The sequence below is a fragment of the Noviherbaspirillum aridicola genome, assembly GCF_019656455.1.
GTDB classification, from domain to species: Bacteria; Pseudomonadota; Gammaproteobacteria; order Burkholderiales; family Burkholderiaceae_D; genus Noviherbaspirillum; species Noviherbaspirillum aridicola.
The window spans coordinates 14303-29608 of record NZ_BPMK01000019.1 but is presented as its reverse complement, the minus strand read 5'-3'; the positions used below and the strand labels follow the sequence as shown (position 1 = coordinate 29608).

The window sequence follows — 15306 nt, the reverse complement described above, 5'->3', positions numbered from 1 at the left end:
ACCTGATGATGAACACACTACTGATCGACGGCTTCACCCTCACCCCGGAACAGGTCGTCGCGGTCGCCCGCGACCCCTCCATCCGCGTCGGCCTCGCCGATTCCTCCCGCGCCGCCCTCAAGGAAAGCCGCGACTACATCGAAGCGACCTGGATGCACGACGAGGCGCCGATGATGTACAGCTTCAATACCGGCGTCGGCCTGCTCAAGGACACCCGCATCAAGGTGGAGAACATCGGCCTGTTCCAGATCCAGATGATCAAGGCGCACGCCGCCGGCATGGGCGAGCCGTTTTCGGAAGAGGTCAGCCGCGCCACCATGCTGCTGCGCGCCAATGCCTTCGCCTCCAATTACTCGGCGCCGCGGGTGGAAGTGGTCGACCGGCTGCTGGCCTTCCTCAACGCCGGCATCCACCCGGTGATGCCGCAGAAGGGCTCGGTCGGGGCGTCCGGCGACCTCGCGCCGCTGGCCTATCTGGGCGCGGCCATCGCCGGCTTCCCGCAGGCGGAAGTGATCTACCAGGGCAAGCGCATGAGCGCGCCGGAAGCGATCGCGCAGGCCGGCATCGCGCCGGTGGAATTCGAACTCAAGGCCAAGGACGCCTCGGCCCTGATCAACGGCTGCACGGTGTCGCTCGCGGTGGCCGCGCTCGCGGCGCATGACGCGCGCGCGCTGCTGGCCGACGCCTGCATCTCGCTCGGCCTGACGCTGGAAGCGATGCGCGCGGAAATGTCCGGCTTCGACGAACGCATCCACCTCGCGCGTCCGCATCCGGGCCAGATCAGGACGGCGGCCATCATCCGCCGCCTGCTGCAGGGCTCGACCCGTACCTCGCACGAGGCACGTTCGGTGCAGTTCCCGGAAGAGCTGCGCCGCTCCGACATCCCGTACACCCCGCGCATACAGGATGTGTATTCGCTGCGCTGCGCGCCGCAGGTCTACGGCCCGGTGTTCGATGCGCTCGACTACATCGACGGCATCATTGCGAAGGAAACCAACTCCGCCACCGACAACCCGCTGATCTTCGGCAAGGACGGCGGCGGCTTCGAGATCATCTCCGGCGGCAATTTCCACGGCCAGTACCTGGCGCAGGCGATGGACCTGCTGGCGATGGCGGTGGCCGACCTCGGCAGCATCTGCGAGCGCCGCATCGCGAGGCTGATCGACCCGACCCTCTCATGGGGACTGCCGCGCAACCTGATGACCGGCATCCGCGGCGTCAACACCGGCTACCCGGTGGTGCAGTGCTCGATGAGCGCGCTGGTGATGGAAAACCGCACGCTGTGCATGCCCGGCAGCGTCGACAGCATCCCCGCCAAGGGCAACAGCGAAGACCACATCTCCAACTCCACCTGGTGCGCGCGCAAGGCGGCGACGGTCGTGGCCAACACCCAGTACATCGTCGGCGTGGAAATGCTGCTGGCGGCGCAGGGCCTGACCATGACCGAGTCGCTGCTGCCCGGCTTCGTGCTGGGGCAGGGGACGCAGGCGGCGTATGAGGAAATCCGCCGGCAGATCCCGGCCTGCCTCGATGGCGACCGCTGGTTCCATGACGACATCGCCACCGCGCGTTCCTTCGTGCTCGAGGGGACGGTGCGGGCGGCGGTGGAGAAGGCGGTGGGGCGGGTGGCGTAGTCTTCGGACAGCTCTGCGCGGGTTCCTTCAAATGGTAGAATCAAAACCATCAAATGGAACAACGCGCGAGGGACCCATGCCGCCACGCAAAACGTCTGAAGCCATAGCCAGGCCGGCCGCTAAAAATGCCGGCAAGCGGCCGGCTGCCGCCGCGCCCGCCACCGGAGGGCGGCCGGATTCGGCCGCAAAAACCGTGCGACAGCCGGAGAAGTTTGACGAACTGGTGCACGGCAAGCCGCTGATGGGAACCGCTGCCATTGAAGCCATCCGGCGCGGCTACCCGGCCGCCATCATGAAATCCGCCAGCGCCTTTCTGGGCGTGTCGGAAGCACGGATCCAGCGCGTCATGCATGTCTCGCCCTCCACTGCCAGCCGGCTCATTAAGCAGAAGGAGGCGGTCGACGCGGCGGCCACCGAACGCGTGCTCCGCATCTCCGACGTGACGCGTTTCGCCATCGAGGTGTTTGAAGACGAGAGTGCGGCCAAGGACTGGCTGCGCATGCCGAACGAGTCGTTGGGGCAGAACGCGCCGCTCGATCTGCTCGATACGGAGCCCGGCGCGGTGACGGTCAGGCAGGTCCTCAACGCGATCGCCACCGGCGCGCCTCTCTGATGCGGCTCTGGCGGATCGCGGCCCGCAAGTGGGCGGAGGACAAATCATGCGATGGCGCACGCCTGCACGGCGGCCGCTGGAATCCGGCAGGTGTGGCGGCGTTCTACGCGGCGCTCACGCCCGAGCTGGCGGCTCTCGAAAAGCGCGTCCACCTGTCCCGCGCCCAGGCTCACCCGCCCCTCAAACTGGTCGCCGTCGACCTGCCGGACGACCGAAGGCTCCCCTACAAGCCAGCGCTCAACGACCTGCCTCCGAACTGGGCCGACATGACGAACTTCGCCGGTGCCCAGGAATTCGGCGGCAGATGGCTCCTCGGTGGGCGGCAACTGATCATGCTGGTGCCGTCGGTCATCCTGCCCGAGGCCTTCAATGCCGTCGTCAATCCGCTGCATCCCCGCTATGCGGAAATGAAGCTGACGGTGGTGCGGGACTTCGCGTTCGACGCGCGTCTCTTTCATTAAGTCCGCGAAGCGCGGTCGCAAAGGGAAGGCCGGCCCCGTTGCAGCCCACGCAGAACCCGACCCCTCAACCCCGCTTCGGAATCTCCAGCCCGCGCGCCACCGCCGGCCGCGCGACAAAGGCATCCAGCACGCGTTTCACCTCCGCAAAATCGTCGAAGCCGACGAGATCCCCGGCGGCATAAAAGCCGACCAGGTTGCGCACCCACGGGAAGGTGGCGATATCGGCGATGCTGTACTCGTCGCCCATGATCCAGCCGCGCCCGGCAAGACGCTTGTCGAGCACGCCGAGCAGCCGGCGCGATTCGGCGACGTAGCGGTCGCGCGGACGCTTGTCTTCATAGTCCTTGCCCGCGAACTTGTGGAAGAAGCCGAGCTGCCCGAACATCGGGCCGATGCCGCCCATCTGGAACATCAGCCACTGTATCGTCTCGTAGCGGGCGGCCGGATCGGCCGGCAGGAAGCGGCCGCTCTTGTCGGCCAGGTAGATCAGGATCGCGCCGGACTCGAACAGGGCGAGGGGCTTGCCGCCCGGGCCCTGCGGGTCGAGTATCGCCGGGATCTTGTTGTTCGGATTGAGCGACAGGAATTCCGGCGACATCTGGTCGTTGGTGTCGAAGCTCACCAGGTGCGGCTCGTACGGCAGGCCGGTTTCTTCCAGCATGATCGACGCCTTCACGCCGTTCGGCGTGGGCAGCGAGTAGAGCTGGATGCGGTCGGGATGGCGGGCGGGCCACTTGCGGGTGATCGGGAATGCGCTCAGATCGGTCATGACGGCTCCTGTGTTCGGGAATGAACCGGTCATCATAGCAACAGCGCCCGATCGCTGCCGGGCGCGTCCGTCTCAGGCGTACTGGGCGAGACCGTTGCCGAACGACCAGTTCTCCTTCTGCACTTCCACCAGGTGGACGATCAGGTCCTCGCGCCGCCAGCCGGCACGCTCGGCACCCAGCGCCGCGATGCGCGCGAACAGCGCCCGCTTCTGCGCAAGGTCGCGCCCGACGCTGCAGACGATCTGCACGAAGGCGGGCCGCTCATGGCGCACGCCCAGGTAGGACGGCGTGCAGACCAGGGCGCCAGGGCCGAGTTCTTCGACGACCTGAAAGCGGTCGTCAGGGGGAACGCTGAAGGTATCGACGAGCGCCTGGTGGACGGCATCGGCCAGCGCGGCTCCCGCTGCTGCGCTGCCGGCCGGTATGGATATGCGAACGAATGGCATGAGTGTTCTCCTTTGCGTGATGTCAGAGCGGCCGGTTGTCGGCTTCCCCGACGTGCACCGCGGCGGCCGGGGCGGCATTTGGGAAGTGGCTGGACGAGGATGCTTCCGGCGGCAGGGCATCGACGGCGAGCGCAAGAAACAGGCTGGTGAACGAGACGGCGATGGCGGCGAGGATTTTCATGGCGCTTCCTTTCTGGTGGTTGACAGCCGTACTTTAGGCGCGGAAGATGTATTTGAAAATTTGGAAGTTTTCGAAAAACACTTAAGGAAAACTCAAACATGTCCCGACCCGTCCTCGACCTCGATCTGCTGCGCACGCTGGTCATCGGCGTGGAAAGCGGCAGTTTCGCGGGCGCCTCCGCCCGTATCGGCCGCACCCAGTCGGCGGTCAGCCTGCAGATGAAAAAGCTGGAGGATGCCCTCGGCGTGGGGCTGTTCGAGAAGCGCGGCCGCCTGCTGGCGCTTACGCCGGCGGGCGAGCGGCTGTACGACTATGCGCAGCGCCTGCTGCAGCTGCAGGATGAGGCGGTGGAGGCGGTGCGCGGAGAGGGGCTGAGCGGACAGGTGCGGTTCGGCATGTCGGTGGATTTCGAGAACACCTGGCTGCCGGAGATGCTGGCGCGGTTTTCGCGCTCGCATCCCGGGGTGTCGATAGAAGTCGTCATGGACCGCAATTCCGCGCTGGCCGCGCAGGCCAGGCGGGGCGCGGTCGATATCGCGCTGGTGTTCGGCCCGCCCGGCCATGAGAATGCCGAGCGGCTCGCAAGGGCGGGCATGATCTGGATCGGCCGTCCCGGCTTCTCGCTGCGGGAAGGCGAGCCGCTCCCCCTGCTGCTGCTGGAGCGGCCCTGCATATTCCACGAGGCGGCGGTCGCCGCGCTCGACGCGGCGGGCATCCGGTGGCGGCTTGCGGTCACCAGTCCCACCCAGGGCGGGTTGTGGGCGGCCGCGCGGGCGGGGATAGGCGTGACGGTGCGCACCGAAATCTCGATGCCGCCCGACCTCGTCAACCTGGCGCGCGCGCAGCGGCTGCCGAGGCTGCCGGGAGCCGAGCTGAGCCTGCTGCGGTCGGGGAAACGGCAGGGCCCGGCGCTGCAGCGGCTGGAGCAGACGGTGATCGAGGTGATGAAGGAACGCCTGGGGAGCAGCAGGATGAGCGTCGACACGACACCGGGCGTAGCCGCATGAGCCCGCGCGCCCGGTTTCCGCGACGCCGGTCCGTGCCCGTGCCGCCGGGCCCGCCCGACGAGGAAATGGCGCGGTGAGCCTTCAGGCCCACGCTACCGGCAATCAGCCGAAGGCCACGCCTGCATCGAACTCCGCCGCATATCCCTTGCCGTCTTCAGCCAGCCGCAGCATCAGCTCCCGCCCGCTGCGCCGGTAGAGGCCGTCCGAGCGGTTGATGCGGTCGCGCTGGCCGCGCGCGGCGTAGGGAGGCTGAGCCATCACCTTGTCGGTGATCGCGTCGTCGAAGTAAAGCTGGGACGTCAGTTCATACGGCTTGCGGTCCCGGCCCTCGGCGCGCACCTTGAAGTGGATGTGCACGGTGCGTCCCGGATACCAGCCGGGATAGATGGTGCGGAATCGCACGACGCCGTTCTTGTCGCTGACCTGGTACCCGCGCAGGAATTGCGACTTGCTGCCGTCGATGCCGGAGTAGTCGCCGTTGGCGTCGCAATGCCAGACATGCACGGTGGCGCCGGCCAGCGGCGCGCACTGGTCGCCGTCGACCCGCTGCAGGCGCAGCGTCAGCCGCAGCGGTACGCCTTCGCGCAGGCTGCCGGTCGCAGGGTCCTTGCGCAGGTCGGCACGGTTGAGGCGGGTGTCGAGGAAGTAGGGGCCTTCGGTCTGCTCCGCCGTGACGACGCAGGCCGGGCGGCCGGGCGCGGACTGCGCGCGCAGCGCGGGACTGACGACGGCGGCGCCGAGCGCGATGAGGGTGCGGCGGCGGACGGGATCGGTGGAGTGTGTCATCTCGGGCTCCGGTAACGCGGGAGCGAAATTTTAGCGCGGCCGCCGCGTCATGCTGTGCAGCAGCAGGCCGGCGCCGAAGGATGCATAGACCAGGAACAGCGAGGGTCTGGAGAGGTGGGCTTCGTAACCCGGCTGCAGCCGGTAGGGCGCCACCTTGTAGTCGACGAAGCAGGCGAGCGCGGAGACGGCGGCAGCGCCGGCCAGCGCGGTACCGAGTTCGCGCCGCTCGGCGCGCTCGCCGAACCATTTCTCGTAGAAAACCGCCCAGAAGGTCGCCGATGCATGGTGGATCGCATAGCCGAGTAGGGTGTGCTCCGTGCTGGCCTCATGATGCCGCTTGGCGCGGTCGCCCCAGACCCAGTGGCTGATCGCATTCACCGGCGCTTCCGGCGAGCTGCCTTCCTGCCTGCCGCACCCGCTGATCGCAATCGTGGACAATATGCTTGCCGTGCTGCCGCTTGGAATGGCGTCGCGCAGGGCGTGGCCCCAGGTTTTCATGCTTGTTCTCCATGTTGTCGATCTATGAACTCCGGGTACCACGCGGTAGTCACACCGGTATCTTTGTGACGCAGAAACAGGGGAAGCGGTTCCCGTCCGAACAACAACAGGGAGATCGACTTGGTTGTACTGCTCACCGGCGCAAGCGGGTTCATCGGAAGCCACCTGGCGCAGGCGCTGCTGGCCGCCGGCCACCAGGTGGTGTGCGCGGTGCGCGACCCGGACCGCATGCGGGACAAGCGGATGCGCTACGTGCGGGCCGACTTCACGCGGGACTTCGAGCCCGGGGCATGGCTGCCGCGGCTGGCGGGCGTCGATGCCGTCATCAATGCGGTCGGCATCATCCGGGAGACCGGAACCCAGACCTTCGATGCCATCCATGCGCGCGCGCCCTGCGCGCTGTTCGCCGCCTGTGCCGCCAGCCGGGTGCGCAAGGTGATCCAGATTTCCGCGCTCGGCGCCGACGAGCAGGCGCGGAGCAGCTACCACCTGAGCAAGAAAAAGGCCGACGATTACCTGCGCAGCCTGCCGCTCGACTCCGTCATCATCCAGCCGTCCCTGGTGTTCGGGCGCGGCGGCACCAGTGCCCGGCTCTTCACGACGCTTGCCGGCCTGCCGCTCATCGGCCTGCCGGGCGACGGCCGCCAGCAGGTGCAGCCGGTGCATCTCGACGACGTGGTGGCGGCGGTGATGGGCGCGCTCGAGCATCCGCTGGACCGCGGCACGATCCTGCCGGTGGTGGGGCCGGAGCCGATGACGATGCGCGATTTCCTCGGCGGCCTGCGGCGGCTGATGGGCATGGGCCGCGCGCATTTCATGCCGGTGCCGATGCCCTTCATGCGCCTCGGCGCGGCGGCGGGCAAGCTGCTGCCCTCCAGCCTGCTTGATCCCGAAACCCTGGCGATGCTCGAGCGCGGCAACACCGGCAGCGCCGCGCGCCTGAGCGCGTTGCTCGGACGCTCGCCGCGCCCGCTGGCGCAATTCATTCCCCCGGAGGAAGCCGACACCGCCCGGCTCAAGGCGAGGCTGAACTGGCTGCTGCCGCTGTTGCGGATTGCCATCGCACTGGTCTGGATCGTCACCGGCATCGTCTCGCTCGGCCTCTACCCGGTGCAGGAAAGCTATGCGCTGCTGGGACGCACCGGCATCCCGCCGCTGCTGCAGCCGCTGATGCTGTACGGCGCCGCGCTGCTGGATTTCGCCTTCGGCATCGGCACGCTCGCCCTGCGCGGCCGCTGGCGACGGCGCCTGTGGCTGGCGCAGCTGGCGCTGATCCTGTTCTACACGGTGATCATCACTTTCCGGCTTCCCGAATTCTGGCTGCATCCCTACGGGCCCTTGCTCAAGAACCTGCCCATGCTCGCCGCGATCTGGCTGCTCTATGAAATGGAGGAAAAGGACTGATGGACTACGTCACGCTCAAATGGCTGCACATCATGTCGTCCACCTTCCTGTTCGGCACCGGGGTCGGCTCGGCCTTCTACATGCTGTTCGCCGGCATCGCGCGCGACGTGCGCGTGGTGGCCTTCGTCAACCGCTACGTGGTGATCGCCGACTGGCTGTTCACCGCCACCACCGCCGTCATCCAGCCGCTGACCGGCTGGCTGCTGATCCGCACCGCCGGCTTCCCGATGAACAGCAAGTGGATCGTCTGGTCGGTCATCCTGTACGCGGTCGCGATCGCCTGCTGGCTGCCGGTGGTGTGGCTGCAGATGCGGCTGCGCGACCTGTCCGCGCAGGCGGCGCGCGAAGGCAAGGACCTGCCCCCGCTGTACTGGCGCTACTTCAGGTTCTGGGTGCTGCTCGGCATTCCCGCCTTCTTTGCGTTCGTGATCATCTTTTACCTGATGGTCGCCAAGCCGAGCTAGGCAAGGCCTCATCTGGCCCAGTAGTCCAGCACTAGCGAGCGTTCCAGGCAGGCGCCGAGCGTGGCGACGAAACGCTGGTGCGCCGGATGGTTCAGGTAGACGTCGCGGTCTTCCGCCGAACCGAACGTCAGCGTGAAGCAATGGGTGAAGCCGTCGTTCAATCCCTCCGGGCTCACATTGGTGCCCCACTCGAAGGCGGTGATGCCGGGGATGGCGTCCTTGAGCTTGCGGAAGTCGGCGACCACCGTATCGATATCCTCGGCGGCGGCATTGTTCCTGAAGGAGAAGAGCACGACGTGGCGCAGACTGGCGGATGATGTGGATGGCATGGGCAGAGCGTGCGGAAGCGGTGGTTGACGGAGCCGTCATGCTACCCGCGGCCGGGCGCCGCCGCCCTGTGCTGGCACAAGCAATCGCTCCCGGGTGCGCGGATGATGTTGCCTAACGGAAGCGCCGCCGGACCCAAGTTCGCGTAAGATGTCGGCCGTAGCAATTTCAGGGACAGCCCGCCATGAGCGAATTCGCCACCGACATCTATACCGAACCGACGCTGGACGTCGATACGCTTGCCAACCTCGGCCCGCTGCGCGCGCTGGCCGGCGTCTGGGAAGGCACCCGCGGACTGGACGTCAAGCCCAAGGCCGACGGTCCGCGCAAGCAGGCCTATGTCGAGCGCTTCGAACTGCAGCCGATCGACCCGCAGACCAACGGTCCGCAACTGTTCTACGGCCTGCGCTACCACCAGCATGCGCGCAAGCCGGACCAGGTGAAGACCTACCACGACCAGATCGGCTACTTCCTGTGGGAGCCGGCGACGGGAACCATCATCCAGACACTGGCGATTCCGCGCGGGATGATCGCGATGGCGGTCGGCCAGGCCGCGCCCGACGCCACCAGCTTCGAACTCGCGGCGGTCAAGGGCAAGAACGACTACGGCATCTGTTCCAACCCCTTCCTCCTGCATGCGTTCGATACCACCGAGTACCGGATCAAGGTGAGCGTCAACCCGGACGGCAGCTGGACCTACGACGAAGACACGGTGATGACGGTGCGCGGCCGCGACGAACCTTTCCACCACACCGATCGCAATACCCTGCACAAGGTGGGCGAGCCGGTGCCCAATCCGCTGGCGAGGAAGTAGGCGAAGGGCCGATGATGGAAAGGGAAGAGGCGCAGCAGCCGGAACGGCCGTGGATCGCGCTGCATACCACCTATGACGTGGAAGCCTGGATCGACAGCTACAACCGCGACCTGCAGCGCGCGGCGGGCAAGAACCCCGGTCCCGGCTGCGGCATCTGTTTCATCCTCGCCCATGGCGGCGAGGTCTACCTGCATACCGACAGCGAAGGCGAGATCCTGCTGGATGTCACACCCGACGCCGACTGGGTCGCGCCGCTGATCACGGCGGCCACCGGCGTGCCCGCGCCGGGCCGGCAGATCTGGTCCCTGCCCGGACATGCGCTCACCCAGCTGGTGCTGGGCCTGAGTCCGCTGATCGCCGCCACCAGGCTGGTGTTGCGGCATGATTTCAGGTTGAGGAAGTATTGACCGGCGCCTGTTGCGGGGCATCGGTTTCTTCCGGTTCCTCCTCGATGGCGGTCAGTTGCGTTGATACGAACGGTGCGTTTCCGGGCGCCCGGACATGGCGCGAAGCGGGTGGCGTCGCGCGACTGTTGGTCCGATCCTCTCTTGTACCGGGTCCTGATGCGACACGGCTGCCTGCTTCCGTCCCGACGATACCGAGTTCGAGATCCGCGTTGCGATTCGCTTCGCCGCGCGCGCGGACTCTGTTTGCCGCCACCGCATACGCGCCGGCCAGCAGGCCGGTACCCCCCAGGGTCAGCAGCGTGCCGCCGGCCGCGAGCTTTCCCGCGTTGCGGTGTTCAGCCGTGAGGACCGTGCCGAACATCGCCATCGCGCCACCGCCGACCATTGCCGCCAGCGTGCTGCCCGGATGCCGTCCGGCCAGATCCAGCGCGCCCGTATGAGCGCGGGCCAGTAGCGACAACAGCGCCCGCGAGCCTTGCCGGGGATGGTTCGTCGACCGCGCCGGGATGGCGGCCGGGTCATTGCCGGAACCGGGGCCATGCGAGGCATGCTCTGCAGCGGTCGCCGGCCCGGTCGTACCGGTGGAAATCTGATCGAGGCGGGCGGCGGGGGCGGGGAGGTGCGGCGGGATGGAACGGCTCATGGCTAGGGTCCTGACCTTCAGAAATACCCATCTGTGTGCCCGGCCGCGAAACGGTTCCCACTGACGGGGACAGCTCGTGCGTTTTCTCCGCGCCGCACTTTTCTCCGCGCCGCACGAGCGAAACGCTTATCCCGCCTGATGCACGCGCGCCCCGGCGCTGTACGTCGCCGCCACGCAGCGGTCATCCCCCAGCAGCGCCAGCGCGAACAGCAATTCCTCCAGGCTGTCGCAGCGCTCCGTGCGTCGCGCCAGCAGCGGCGTGGCGCGCGGATCGAGCAGCACGAAGTCCGCTTCCGTGCCCGCCGCGAAATTCCCGATCGTGCCTTCCAGCTGCATGCTGCGCGCGCCGCCCAAGGTGGCGAGGTAGAACATGCGCAGCGCCGGCAGGTAGGTGCCGCCCATGCGCGCCACCTTGTAGACCCCGTTCATCGTGCGCAGCATCGAGAACGAGGTGCCGCCGCCGACGTCGGTGGCGAGCGAGAGCGGCACCTTCGCTTCGTCGGCGCGCGCGAAGTCGAACAGGCCGCTGCCGAGGAACATGTTCGAGGTGGGGCAGATCGAGGCGGCCGACTGCGTCTCGCGCATGCGCGCGCGGTCGTGGTCGTCGAGCCAGATGCAGTGCGCGTACATCGCGCGCGGCCGCATCATGCCGTAGCTGTCGTAGACGTCGAGGTAGCTGCGCGAGCCGGGGAACAGCGACTTCACCCACGCGACTTCGTCGGTGTTTTCCGCCACGTGGGTCTGCAGGAAGGTGTCGGGATACTGCGCCGCCAGCTCGCCCGACAGCCGCAGCTGCGCCTCGGTCGAGGTCGGCGCGAAGCGCGGCGTGATCGCATACAGCTGCCGGCCCTTGTTGTGCCAGCGGCGGATCAGTTCTTCGCTGTCGCGCACGCCGCCCTCGGCGGTGTCGCGCAGGAAGTCCGGGCAGTTGCGGTCCATCAGGATCTTGCCTGCGACCATGCGCAGATTGCGCCGCTCGCTCTCAGCAAAGAAGGCATCCACCGATTCCTTGTGCACGGTGCAGTAGACCATCGCGGTGGTGGTGCCGTTGCGCAGCAGTTCATCGAGGAAGAAGCGCGCCACGTCCGACGCATGCGCCGGGTCCTGGAACTTGCGCTCGTTGGGGAAGGTGTAAGTCTCCAGCCAGGGCAGCAGGCCCTCGGCCGGCGAGGCGATCATGTCGGTCTGCGGATAGTGGATGTGGGTGTCGATGAAGCCGGGCACGATCAGCCTGCCGCGGCAGTCGTGAACCACCGCATCCGCCGGCAGCGCGGATTGCAGCGAGGCGAAATCGCCGGCGGCGAGCACGCGCCCGTTCGCCACCACCAGCAGGCCGTCTTCATGCCATGCGTGGGCGCGTTCGCTGAAGGCGGGATCGTCGTGGAAATGCAGGATGCTGGCGCGCCAGGCCTGGCAGCCCGGGGGGAAAGTCTGTGAATTCATGTTGCTTGCCGGCGTAACCGGTTCAGTGTTGCATGGTGTTCAGGAGAGTCGTGTCGCCGGCGCGCGTATGCTGCGCCTCCCAGATCTGCAGCAGCTGTGCCGCCACCGAGGCCGCGATCACCGCCGGCTGTTTGCCGCGGATGCCCGGCAGGCCGATCGGGCAGGTCATTTCGGCGAGCCGCTGCGGGTCGATGCCGCGCTCGCGCAGCCGGTGCTCGAACTGCAGCCGCTTGGTGCGCGAACCGATCAGGCCGAACCAGCCGGCGTCGCCGCGCCGCAGAATCGCTTCGCACAGTCGCTGGTCGAGCGCGTGGCTGTGCGTCATCACCAGGTAGCTCGCGCCCGGCGCCGCCGCCGAGATCACGGCTTCCGGCGTATCGGTCGCCTCGAGCAGCGTGTTGGCCGGCGTCGCGGGCGGGAACAGATCTTCGCGCTCGTCCACCCAGGTCACATGGCAGGGCAGATCGGCCAGCGCCCGTACGATGGCGGCGCCGACATGACCGGCCCCGAAGAGTAGCAGATGCGGCCGGTGCGCGCGACAGGCGTCGGCCAGCCAGCGGCGGCCGTGTTCGTCGCGCAGCAGATGCGTGGCCCGGGCGGCATCCGGCCGCAGCGGGGGCATTGCCATTCCTTCCAGCGGCCTGCCGGCGCCGCCGAGCATGAGCGGCGCCCGTTCCTGGTCCAGCGCCACCAGGCGCCAGGTATCGTCGCGCTGCCGCCAGCGCGCCTGCAGGAGACGGAACGCCGGCAGCACCCGCGCGTCGATGCGCTCGAAGGCGAGATGCACGACGCCGCCGCAGCACTGGCCGAGTCCGGGTCCGAGCGGAAAGCGCTCCAGCCGCCGCGACTCGCCCGAGGCGAGCATTTCGCGCGCCAGCTCGCAGGCACGCAGCTCGAGATGGCCGCCGCCGATGGTATCGAACTGACCGTGTCCGGCCACCAGCATCTTCGCGCCGGGTTCGCGCGGCGCGGAGCCGGCGACTTCGGCCACGGTCACGAGCACCGCGGGCTGCCGGCGATCGCCGAGCGCGAGCAGGGCGTGCAGCCAGTCGTTCATGGCGCCGCCCGCACCGCCTCGACCGCATCGAGGATGGCCTCACAGGTGGCCGGCGCCTGCAGCGGCGGGTTGTGCCGGTAGTCGCCGACGGCCGCGATCGCATCGCGGATCGCGAAAAACACCGAGAACGGCAGCAGCAGCGGCGGTTCGCCCACCGCCTTGGAACGGTGGATGCTGTCGGCGGGATTGACGTTCTCGAACAGCTTCACGTGGAATTGCTCCGGACAGTCCGAGATCGCCGGGATCTTGTAGGTCGAGGGGGCGTGCGTCATCAGCTTGCCGCTCGCGTTCCACCACAACTCTTCGGTGGTGAGCCAGCCCATCCCCTGGATGAAGGCGCCTTCCACCTGGCCGATGTCGATCGCGGGATTGAGCGACTTGCCGGCGTCGTAAAGCGCGTCGGCGCGCAGCAGTTTCCACTCGCCGGTCAGCGTGTCCACCACCACCTCCGCCACCGCCGCGCCGTAGGCGAAGTAGTAGAACGGGTTGCCGGACATGGTCGCCGCGTCCCAGGACAGGCCGGGCGTCGCGTAGAAGCCGTCGGACCAGAGCTGCACCCGCGCGTTGTAGGCGTGCCGGATGAAGGCAGGGAAGGGCTCGGCGCGGTCGCCGAAGAATACCTGGTTGTCGGCGAAGCGCACCTGCTCGGGCGCGACCTGGTAGTGCGCGCTGGCGAATCCGGTCAGCCGCTCGCGGATGCGGCGCGCGGCGTCCTGCGCCGCCTTGCCGTTGAGGTCGGCGCCGGTGGAGGCGGCGGTGGCCGAGGTGTTGGCGACCTTGCTGGTGTCGGTGGCGGTGGCCCGCACCCGCGACAGGTCCAGGCCCAGCTCATGCGCGACCACCTGCGCCACCTTGGTGTTGATGCCCTGTCCCATCTCGGTGCCGCCGTGGTTGACCAGCACCGAGCCGTCCACATACACATGCACCAGCGCGCCCGCCTGGTTCAGGTGCGGCAGGTTGAAGGAGATGCCGAACTTCACCGGCGTGATCGCGATGCCTTTCTTCAGCACCGGGCTGGCGGCGTTGAAGGCGCGCGTCGCGGCACGACGTTCGCGGTAGCCGCTGTCGGCTTCCAGCTGCGCGACCAGTTCATGGATCACATTGTCGATGACCTTCTGGCCGTAGGGCGTGACGTTGCGGCCCTCTTCGTCGCTGCGGCCGTAGAAGTTGGCGCGCCGTACATCCAGCGGGTCCATGCTCAGATTGCGCGCAATCTCGTCGATCACATACTCGATCGCGATCGCGCCCTGCGGGCCGCCGAAGCCGCGGAAGGCGGTATTGGACTGGGTATTCGTCTTGCCGCACATGGCCAGGATGTCCACGTCCGACAGGTAGTAGGCATTGTCGAAATGGCAGACCGCGCGGGTCGCGACCGGTCCGGAGAGATCGGCCGAGAAGCCGGCGCGCGACACCATTTCCACTTTCGCCGCCAGAATCCGGCCGTCGTCGCCGTAGCCGATTTCATATTCATAGTGGAAGCAATGGCGCTTGCCGGTGACCAGCATGTCGTCGTCGCGGTCGGGCCGCAGCTTGACCGGGCGCTTCAGTCGCGCGGCGCTGATCGCCGCGCAGGCCGCCCACAGCGCCGACTGCGATTCCTTGCCGCCGAAGCCGCCGCCCATGCGCCGGCATTCCACCGTCACATGATGCGAATGCAGGCCGAGCGCATGCGCGACCACATGCTGCATTTCCGACGGATGCTGGGTCGAGCACCAGACGTGCATGCCATTGTCTTCCTTCGGCACCGCGTAGGAAATCTGGCCCTCAAGATAAAACTGTTCCTGTCCGCCGACATGCAGCTCCCCGCGCAACCGGTGCGGCGCCTGCTCGAAGGCACGGCGGAAGTCGCCGCGGGCGAGGTGCATCGGCGGCAGCACGAAGGACTGGGCGCGCTTTGCTTCCTGCGGCGTCAGGATGGCCGGCAATTCCTCGTAGTCGATCTTCGCCAGGCGGGCGGCGCGGCGCGCATGGTCATGCGTGTCGGCCACCACGATGAACACCGGCTGGCCGACATACTGCACGACGCCATCGGCCAGGATAGGGTCGTCATGAATGATCGGACCGCAGTCGTTCATGCCGGGGATGTCGCGCGCGGTATAGACCGCGACCACGCCCTCGGCCTGCGATACCGCCGACAGATCAATGCCGCGCAGTTTCGCATGCGCCTTCTGCGACAAACCGAGCGCCGCATGCAGCGTGCCGTGCAGCTCGGGAATGTCGTCGGTGTAGGTCGCCTCGCCTAGCACGTGCAGACGCGCCGACTCGTGCGGATGCGGCTTGCCGACTTCCGCCCAGGTATCGGGGACGGCGGGAGCGATGGCGGTGATCGGTTCGGGCTTGTTCATGCTTGC

At 67.6% G+C, this 15306-nt stretch carries 18 protein-coding genes; 8 read left to right on the top strand and 10 right to left on the bottom strand.

What is annotated here, in order from left to right:
- Positions 1–8: 8 nt before the first annotated feature.
- From NCCP691_RS18640 to NCCP691_RS18630, 3 genes are all read left to right on the top strand, one after another.
- A complete protein-coding gene (locus NCCP691_RS18640; protein ID WP_220810122.1) occupies positions 9–1634 on the top strand; it encodes an HAL/PAL/TAL family ammonia-lyase in 1626 nt (541 codons plus the stop codon).
- Between the two features lie 76 nt (positions 1635–1710).
- Positions 1711–2247, top strand: a complete 537-nt coding sequence (locus tag NCCP691_RS18635) for an Xre family toxin-antitoxin system antitoxin (protein ID WP_220810073.1) — start codon at positions 1711–1713, stop codon at positions 2245–2247.
- Positions 2247–2708, top strand: coding sequence for an RES family NAD+ phosphorylase (locus NCCP691_RS18630; protein ID WP_220810072.1), 462 nt, complete (start codon positions 2247–2249; stop codon positions 2706–2708). The genes NCCP691_RS18635 and NCCP691_RS18630 overlap by 1 nt, the downstream gene beginning before the upstream one ends.
- A 64-nt stretch (positions 2709–2772) precedes the next feature.
- On the opposite strand, the gene NCCP691_RS18625 is transcribed toward NCCP691_RS18630, so the two are convergent.
- From NCCP691_RS18625 to NCCP691_RS18615, 3 genes are all read right to left on the bottom strand, one after another.
- Entirely contained in the window at positions 2773–3477 is a 705-nt protein-coding gene (locus tag NCCP691_RS18625) for a glutathione S-transferase N-terminal domain-containing protein (protein WP_220810071.1), read from the bottom strand.
- Positions 3478–3549: 72 nt separating this feature from the next.
- Positions 3550–3924 carry a tautomerase family protein gene (locus NCCP691_RS18620; RefSeq protein WP_220810070.1) on the bottom strand — a complete coding sequence of 125 codons (375 nt, stop codon included), beginning with the start codon at positions 3922–3924 and terminating at the stop codon, positions 3550–3552.
- Positions 3925–3946: 22 nt separating this feature from the next.
- Positions 3947–4105, bottom strand: coding sequence for a hypothetical protein (locus NCCP691_RS18615; protein WP_220810069.1), 159 nt, complete (start codon positions 4103–4105; stop codon positions 3947–3949).
- A 98-nt stretch (positions 4106–4203) separates the two neighbouring features.
- Between NCCP691_RS18615 and NCCP691_RS18610 the strand changes: the two genes are divergently transcribed.
- Complete coding sequence (locus NCCP691_RS18610; protein WP_220810068.1) at positions 4204–5112, top strand: LysR substrate-binding domain-containing protein; 909 nt, start codon at positions 4204–4206, stop codon at positions 5110–5112.
- Between the two features lie 102 nt (positions 5113–5214).
- Here NCCP691_RS18610 and NCCP691_RS18605 read toward each other — a convergent pair whose 3' ends face one another.
- Positions 5215–5898: an intradiol ring-cleavage dioxygenase gene (locus NCCP691_RS18605; RefSeq protein WP_220810067.1), complete on the bottom strand. Its 684-nt coding sequence runs from the start codon at positions 5896–5898 to the stop codon at positions 5215–5217.
- A gap of 30 nt (positions 5899–5928) precedes the next feature.
- Complete coding sequence (locus NCCP691_RS18600) at positions 5929–6396, bottom strand: hypothetical protein (protein ID WP_220810066.1); 468 nt, start codon at positions 6394–6396, stop codon at positions 5929–5931.
- A 120-nt stretch (positions 6397–6516) separates the two neighbouring features.
- On the opposite strand from NCCP691_RS18600, the gene NCCP691_RS18595 reads away from it, so the two are divergent.
- Together NCCP691_RS18595 and NCCP691_RS18590 are read left to right on the top strand one after the other, a co-directional pair.
- Positions 6517–7800 (top strand): NAD(P)H-binding protein, encoded by a 1284-nt coding sequence (locus NCCP691_RS18595; RefSeq protein WP_220810065.1) that lies wholly within the window; start codon positions 6517–6519, stop codon positions 7798–7800.
- Complete coding sequence (locus NCCP691_RS18590; RefSeq protein WP_220810064.1) at positions 7800–8264, top strand: DUF2269 family protein; 465 nt, start codon at positions 7800–7802, stop codon at positions 8262–8264. Before NCCP691_RS18595 ends, NCCP691_RS18590 begins: the two co-directional genes overlap by 1 nt.
- 8 nt (positions 8265–8272) lie before the next feature.
- Here the strand turns inward: NCCP691_RS18590 and NCCP691_RS18585 are convergent, their stop codons facing one another.
- Positions 8273–8593: a Dabb family protein gene (locus tag NCCP691_RS18585; RefSeq protein WP_220810063.1), complete on the bottom strand. Its 321-nt coding sequence runs from the start codon at positions 8591–8593 to the stop codon at positions 8273–8275.
- Positions 8594–8775: 182 nt separating this feature from the next.
- Here NCCP691_RS18585 and NCCP691_RS18580 point away from each other — a divergent pair, with 182 nt between their 5' ends.
- Together NCCP691_RS18580 and NCCP691_RS18575 are read left to right on the top strand one after the other, a co-directional pair.
- Positions 8776–9405 (top strand): FABP family protein, encoded by a 630-nt coding sequence (locus NCCP691_RS18580; RefSeq protein WP_220810062.1) that lies wholly within the window; start codon positions 8776–8778, stop codon positions 9403–9405.
- Between the two features lie 11 nt (positions 9406–9416).
- Positions 9417–9812: a hypothetical protein gene (locus tag NCCP691_RS18575; RefSeq protein WP_220810061.1), complete on the top strand. Its 396-nt coding sequence runs from the start codon at positions 9417–9419 to the stop codon at positions 9810–9812.
- On the opposite strand, the gene NCCP691_RS18570 is transcribed toward NCCP691_RS18575, so the two are convergent.
- The 4 genes from NCCP691_RS18570 to xdhB form a co-directional block, all read right to left on the bottom strand.
- Positions 9793–10455 (bottom strand): hypothetical protein, encoded by a 663-nt coding sequence (locus NCCP691_RS18570; protein ID WP_220810060.1) that lies wholly within the window; start codon positions 10453–10455, stop codon positions 9793–9795. The two genes, NCCP691_RS18575 and NCCP691_RS18570, sit on opposite strands and share 20 nt — an antisense overlap.
- Before the next feature lie 126 nt (positions 10456–10581).
- Positions 10582–11898, bottom strand: coding sequence for a guanine deaminase (guaD, locus tag NCCP691_RS18565; RefSeq protein ID WP_220810059.1), 1317 nt, complete (start codon positions 11896–11898; stop codon positions 10582–10584).
- Positions 11899–11920: 22 nt separating this feature from the next.
- Complete coding sequence (gene xdhC, locus NCCP691_RS18560; protein WP_220810058.1) at positions 11921–12955, bottom strand: xanthine dehydrogenase accessory protein XdhC; 1035 nt, start codon at positions 12953–12955, stop codon at positions 11921–11923.
- Positions 12952–15300 carry a xanthine dehydrogenase molybdopterin binding subunit gene (gene xdhB / locus NCCP691_RS18555; protein ID WP_220810057.1) on the bottom strand — a complete coding sequence of 783 codons (2349 nt, stop codon included), beginning with the start codon at positions 15298–15300 and terminating at the stop codon, positions 12952–12954. Before xdhB ends, xdhC begins: the two co-directional genes overlap by 4 nt.
- Positions 15301–15306: the final 6 nt, after the last annotated feature.

Coding starts and splice junctions, on each gene's coding strand:
- NCCP691_RS18640 (WP_220810122.1), top strand. CDS start 9: ATGAACACACTACTGATCGACGGCTTCACCCTCACCCCGGAACAGGTC.
- NCCP691_RS18635 (WP_220810073.1), top strand. CDS start 1,711: ATGCCGCCACGCAAAACGTCTGAAGCCATAGCCAGGCCGGCCGCTAAA.
- NCCP691_RS18630 (WP_220810072.1), top strand. CDS start 2,247: ATGCGGCTCTGGCGGATCGCGGCCCGCAAGTGGGCGGAGGACAAATCA.
- NCCP691_RS18625 (WP_220810071.1), bottom strand. CDS start 3,477: ATGACCGATCTGAGCGCATTCCCGATCACCCGCAAGTGGCCCGCCCGC.
- NCCP691_RS18620 (WP_220810070.1), bottom strand. CDS start 3,924: ATGCCATTCGTTCGCATATCCATACCGGCCGGCAGCGCAGCAGCGGGA.
- NCCP691_RS18615 (WP_220810069.1), bottom strand. CDS start 4,105: ATGAAAATCCTCGCCGCCATCGCCGTCTCGTTCACCAGCCTGTTTCTT.
- NCCP691_RS18610 (WP_220810068.1), top strand. CDS start 4,204: ATGTCCCGACCCGTCCTCGACCTCGATCTGCTGCGCACGCTGGTCATC.
- NCCP691_RS18605 (WP_220810067.1), bottom strand. CDS start 5,898: ATGACACACTCCACCGATCCCGTCCGCCGCCGCACCCTCATCGCGCTC.
- NCCP691_RS18600 (WP_220810066.1), bottom strand. CDS start 6,396: ATGAAAACCTGGGGCCACGCCCTGCGCGACGCCATTCCAAGCGGCAGC.
- NCCP691_RS18590 (WP_220810064.1), top strand. CDS start 7,800: ATGGACTACGTCACGCTCAAATGGCTGCACATCATGTCGTCCACCTTC.
- NCCP691_RS18585 (WP_220810063.1), bottom strand. CDS start 8,593: ATGCCATCCACATCATCCGCCAGTCTGCGCCACGTCGTGCTCTTCTCC.
- NCCP691_RS18580 (WP_220810062.1), top strand. CDS start 8,776: ATGAGCGAATTCGCCACCGACATCTATACCGAACCGACGCTGGACGTC.
- NCCP691_RS18575 (WP_220810061.1), top strand. CDS start 9,417: ATGATGGAAAGGGAAGAGGCGCAGCAGCCGGAACGGCCGTGGATCGCG.
- NCCP691_RS18570 (WP_220810060.1), bottom strand. CDS start 10,455: ATGAGCCGTTCCATCCCGCCGCACCTCCCCGCCCCCGCCGCCCGCCTC.
- guaD (WP_220810059.1), bottom strand. CDS start 11,898: ATGAATTCACAGACTTTCCCCCCGGGCTGCCAGGCCTGGCGCGCCAGC.
- xdhC (WP_220810058.1), bottom strand. CDS start 12,955: ATGAACGACTGGCTGCACGCCCTGCTCGCGCTCGGCGATCGCCGGCAG.
- xdhB (WP_220810057.1), bottom strand. CDS start 15,300: ATGAACAAGCCCGAACCGATCACCGCCATCGCTCCCGCCGTCCCCGAT.